This is a genomic window from Pseudomonas sp. NPDC088414 (assembly GCF_044753325.1).
Lineage (GTDB): Bacteria > Pseudomonadota > Gammaproteobacteria > Pseudomonadales > Pseudomonadaceae > Aquipseudomonas.
Genome location: NZ_JBIVMY010000060.1, coordinates 1 through 5,201, shown reverse-complemented (window position 1 = coordinate 5,201; position 5,201 = coordinate 1). Strand labels below are relative to the sequence as shown.

The window sequence follows — 5,201 nt, the reverse complement described above, 5'->3', positions numbered from 1 at the left end:
ATAGAAACCACCCAGCTCCATCACGCAGATGTTGTGGATCTTCGAGTAAACGTTCCAGAAACGGTATTCGCCGTAGTGCTCTTGCAACTCGCGTTGCAGCAGCAGGGTACGGTCAACGGCCCAGCGATCCAGTGCCAGCATGTCTTCAGCCGGCAGCAGGTCGGTGGCCGGGTTGAAACCGGTCAGGTTGGAAAGCAGGAAGCGCGCAGTGTTACGGATACGACGATAGGCGTCCGCGCTGCGTTGCAGGATCTGCTCGGACACGGCCATTTCGCCGGAGTAGTCGGTCGACGCAACCCACAGACGCATGATGTCGGCGCCCAGGGTGTCGTTGACTTTCTGCGGCGCGATCACGTTGCCCAGCGATTTGGACATCTTGCGGCCGGACTCGTCGACGGTGAAGCCGTGGGTCAGCAGCTCGCGGTACGGCGCGTGATTGTCGATGGCGCAACCGGTCAACAGCGACGAGTGGAACCAGCCGCGGTGCTGGTCGGAACCTTCCAGGTACAGGTCGGCGCGTGGACCGGTTTCGTGACCCATCGGGTGCGAACCGCGCAGCACGTGCCAGTGGGTGGTGCCCGAGTCGAACCAGACGTCGAGGGTGTCGCTGATCTTGTCGTACAGCGGCGCTTCGTCGCCCAGCAGTTCAGCGGCGTCGAGTTTGAACCAGGCTTCGATGCCTTCGACTTCAACGCGCTTGGCGACTTCTTCCATCAGTTCGACGGTGCGTGGGTGCAGTTCGCCGCTTTCCTTGTTCAGGAAGAACGGGATCGGCACGCCCCAGTTGCGCTGACGGGAGATGCACCAGTCCGGACGGTTAGCGATCATCGAGTGCAGGCGCGCCTGGCCCCAGGCCGGAACGAACTTGGTGTCTTCGATGGCTTTGAGCGAGCGCACGCGCAGGGTGTCGCCGCTGACCGGCTCCTTGTCCATGCCGATGAACCACTGCGCGGTGGCGCGGTAGATCAGCGGGGTCTTGTGGCGCCAGCAGTGCATGTAGCTGTGTTCGATGACGGTGGTGTGCATCAGCGCACCAACTTCGGTCAATTTTTCGACGATGGCCGGGTTGGCCTTCCAGATGAACTGGCCGCCGAAGAACTCCAGCGACGGCACGTACACGCCGTTGCTTTGTACCGGGTTGAGGATGTCATCGTTGACCATGCCGTACTTCTTGCAGGTCACGAAGTCGTCTACGCCATAGGCCGGGGCGGAGTGAACCACGCCGGTGCCAGCGCCCAGTTCGACGTAGTCAGCCAGGTACACCGGCGACAGGCGGTCGTAGAACGGGTGACGGAAGTTGATCAGTTCCAGCGCCGAACCCGGCGCGGTGGCCAGTACGGTGCCTTCAACGCCGTAACGCGCCAGGCAGGACTCGACCAGCTCTTCAGCAAGGACCAGCAGCTTGTCGCCGATATCAACCAGCGCGTAGTTGAATTCCGGGTGAACGTTCAGTGCCTGGTTGGCCGGGATGGTCCACGGGGTGGTGGTCCAGATCACGATCGAGGCAGGCTTGCCCAGCGACGGCAGACCGAACGCGGCGGCCAGTTTGGCCTCGTCAGCGATCGGGAAAGCCACGTCGATGGTCGAGGACTTCTTGTTCTCGTACTCGACTTCGGCTTCGGCCAGGGCCGAACCGCAATCGAAGCACCAGTTCACCGGCTTCAGGCCCTTGAACACGAAACCGCCCTTGACGATTTCGGCGAGGGCGCGGATTTCGCCGGCCTCGTTCTTGAAGTCCATGGTCTTGTACGGGTTGGCGAAATCGCCCAGCACGCCGAGACGGATGAATTCAGTCTTCTGCCCTTCGATCTGCTCGGTGGCGTAGGCACGGCACAGCTCGCGGGTCTTGTCCGCGCCCAGGTTCTTGCCGTGGGTCACTTCAACCTTGTGCTCGATCGGCAGGCCGTGGCAGTCCCAACCCGGAACATACGGCGCGTCGAAACCCGACAGGGTCTTCGAGCGGATGATCATGTCCTTGAGAATCTTGTTCAGTGCGTGACCGATGTGGATCGTGCCGTTGGCGTAAGGAGGGCCGTCGTGGAGGACGAACTTCGGACGATCCTTGCCAATCTCGCGCAACTTTCCGTACAGGCCAATACTGTCCCAGCGCTGCAGGATCTGCGGTTCGCGCTGTGGCAGGCCGGCCTTCATTGGGAAGGCGGTGTCCGGAAGGTTTAGCGTGGCTTTATAGTCGGTCAATAAAGGCTCTTCATTAGCGATGGGCGCTAGGTGCGGCTAGTGCACGGGCGGCGGCGACATCCGCGTTGATCGCCGTTTTCAGTGCCTCCAGGGAGGCGAAACGCTGCTCTTCACGCAGCTTTTGGTGGAAAACCACCGTCAGACGCCGGTCATACAGATCGCCGGCAAAATCCAGTAGATGAACTTCAAGGTGGGCTTTGCCATCACCTTGGACCGTAGGCCGCACGCCGATATTGGCGACGCCGGGCCAGGTCTTGCCGTCGATGCCCACATCCACCAGGTAAACCCCGGTGAACGGTACGCGACGGCGCTTGAGTTGAATGTTGGCAGTGGGCGTACCCAGTTGCCGGGCCAGTTTCTGGCCGTGCAGCACGCGACCGGCGATCCGGTACGGGCGGCCGAGCAAGCGTTCGGCCAAGGCAAAATCGGCGGCGGCCAACGCGTTGCGCACCTGGGTGCTGCTGACGCGAATGCCGTCCAGCTCGACGGTTTGCGCGGCTTCCACGGTAAACCCGCGTACCTGGCCGGCCTGCAGGAGGAAATCGAAATCACCGAGGCGGTCGCAGCCAAAGCGGAAATCGTCACCGACCTCCAGATGCTGCACGCCCAGACCATCCACCAGGATGGTATCGACGAATTCACTGGCGCTGAGCTTGCTCAGGCGCTGGTTGAACGCCAGGCACAGCACCCGGTCGACACCCTCGGCGGCCAGCAACTGCAGCTTGTCGCGCAAGCGAGCCAAGCGCGCCGGCGCGGTCTCCGGGGCAAAGAATTCCCGAGGCTGCGGCTCGAATATCACCACGCAGCTGGGTACGCCCAACTCAAGCGCACGCTCACGCAGCCGGGCCAGGATAGCCTGGTGACCACGGTGAACACCGTCAAAGTTGCCAATAGTGGCGACGCAGCCCCGATGCTGGGGGCGCAAGTTGTGGAGGCCTCGAACCAGCTGCATAACGCGCTTCTTGCTCATAAAGTGGTCGATTATAACCACACCCGACGGTCGACGACAGGCAACACCGTAACGCAAAGTGATCGAGCCGACAAAACTGCCGGCCCGAGCCCGGTTATAAAGGCTGAAACCTCAGCTCAAAGCCTTACGATTGAAATCGCGCAGGCGGAAACCGAGCAGCAGCAACATACCGAAATACGCCACCACACCGGCAACCACCAGCGCCCCCAGACGCAGGAAGCGTTCCAGCATATGCCCCTGATCCCAGGCCGGCATGAAATGCATGCCCAGCAGCAGCACCGCCGACATCACTGCCACTGCCACCACCAGCTTGAAGCCGAACATGTACCAGCCCGGTTGCGGCTGATACATTTTTTGCTTGCGCAGTTGATAGAACAGCAGCCCGGCATTCAGACAGGCACCGGCACTGATCGCCAGCGCCAAACCAGCGTGAGCCAGCGGCCCGATCAGCATCAGGTTGAACAGCTGCGTGCACACCAAGGTGAAGATTGCGATTTTTACCGGCGTACGGATGTTCTGTTGCGCATAAAAGCCCGGCGCCAGCACTTTGATCACGATAATTCCGAGCAGACCGACAGAATAGGCAATCAGCGCACGCTGGGTCATGGACGCATCAAACGCACTGAACTGGCCATACTGGAACAGTGACACGGTCAGCGGCTCGGCGAGAATCCCCAGCGCCAGCGCACACGGCAACACCAGCACGAAGCACAGGCGCAGCCCCCAATCGAGGATCCGTGAGTATTCGTGACGATCCTTGCTCGCATAGGTCTTGGCCAGCGTCGGCAGCAAAATGGTGCCCAACGCTACGCCGAGCACTCCGGACGGCAATTCCATCAAACGGTCGGCGTAGTACATCCACGACACCGAACCGGCCACCAGGAACGAGGCGAAAATGGTGTTGATGATCAGCGAAATCTGGCTGACCGAGACACCGATGATCGCCGGCAGCATCTGCTTCATCACTCGCCAGACGCCGGTATCGCGCAGATTCAGGCGCGGCAGCACCAGCATGCCGATCTTTTTCAGGTGCGGCAGTTGATAGAGCAACTGCGCCAGGCCACCGACCAACACCGCCCAGCCCAGCGCCATGACCGGCGGATCGAAATACGGCGTGAGGAACAGCGAGAACACAATCATGCTGACGTTGAGCAGGGTCGGCACGAACGCCGGCACCGAAAAACGGTTCCAGGTGTTGAGAATCGCCCCAGCCAGCGAGGACAGGGAGATCAGCAATATATAAGGGAATGTCACCCGCAACAGGTCGGAGGTGAGCTGGAATTTTTCCGGCGTATCGGCAAACCCCGGCGCCGTGGCCCAGATCACCCACGGTGCGGCGATCATCCCCAATGCCGTGACCAGCGCCAGCACCAACGTCAGCAGGCCCGATACATAAGCAATGAAGGTGCGGGTCGCTTCTTCGCCCTTCTGACTCTTGTACTCCGCCAGAATCGGCACGAAAGCCTGCGAAAACGCACCCTCGGCGAAGATTCGCCGCAGCAGGTTGGGCAATTTGAAGGCAATGAAAAAGGCGTCCGTGGCCATTCCGGCGCCGAATGTGCGTGCGATGAGCGTGTCACGGACGAACCCCAGAATCCGGGAAAGCATCGTGATAGAGCTGACAGCGGCCAACGATTTGAGCAGATTCATTGAGGAAATTAGTGCCTGTCGATAAACAGCAGGCGAACAATGCGCCCACTTGTGCGATACTCCGCGCCGCAACAGCACAGAGCCAAAGCTCGCGAGTTTACAGGTCAAGCGCCGGAAATAAATATCCCGCCTCTTCATACCTACCACTTAGCGGAACGTTTCAAGCGCCCTTGACAAGACTTCTCTTCATCGGCATGATTCGCGGCCTATTTTGTTTGCTATTTCCTAAAAAGTCTTTCGAGGAGCTCGACGGTGGCCAACTCACCTTCCGCCAAAAAACGTGCAAAACAGGCTGAGTAGCGTCGCAGCCACAACGCCAGCCTGCGTTCCATGGTTCGTAGCTACATGAAGTATGTAGTTATAGACATCGACGCACTTGACG

3 protein-coding genes and 1 pseudogene are annotated in these 5,201 nt (G+C 60.2%); 1 reads left to right on the top strand and 3 read right to left on the bottom strand.

Annotation, left to right across the window (positions count from 1 at the left end; all coding sequences use genetic code 11):
• From ileS to murJ, 3 genes are all read right to left on the bottom strand, one after another.
• Nucleotides 1-2,199 (bottom strand): isoleucine--tRNA ligase (gene ileS, locus ACIP8I_RS26880; RefSeq protein WP_400764890.1); only part of this gene is annotated, 2,199 nt, incomplete at its 3' end.
• 13 nt (nt 2,200-2,212) lie between these two features.
• A complete protein-coding gene (gene ribF / locus ACIP8I_RS26875) occupies nt 2,213-3,151 on the bottom strand; it encodes a bifunctional riboflavin kinase/FAD synthetase (protein ID WP_400764888.1) in 939 nt (312 codons plus the stop codon).
• Between the two features lie 129 nt (nt 3,152-3,280).
• Nucleotides 3,281-4,819: a murein biosynthesis integral membrane protein MurJ gene (gene murJ, locus ACIP8I_RS26870; protein WP_400764887.1), complete on the bottom strand. Its 1,539-nt coding sequence runs from the start codon at nt 4,817-4,819 to the stop codon at nt 3,281-3,283.
• A gap of 252 nt (nt 4,820-5,071) precedes the next feature.
• On the opposite strand from murJ, the pseudogene rpsT reads away from it, so the two are divergent.
• Nucleotides 5,072-5,201, top strand: a pseudogene (rpsT, locus tag ACIP8I_RS26865) (30S ribosomal protein S20); the annotation flags it as partial.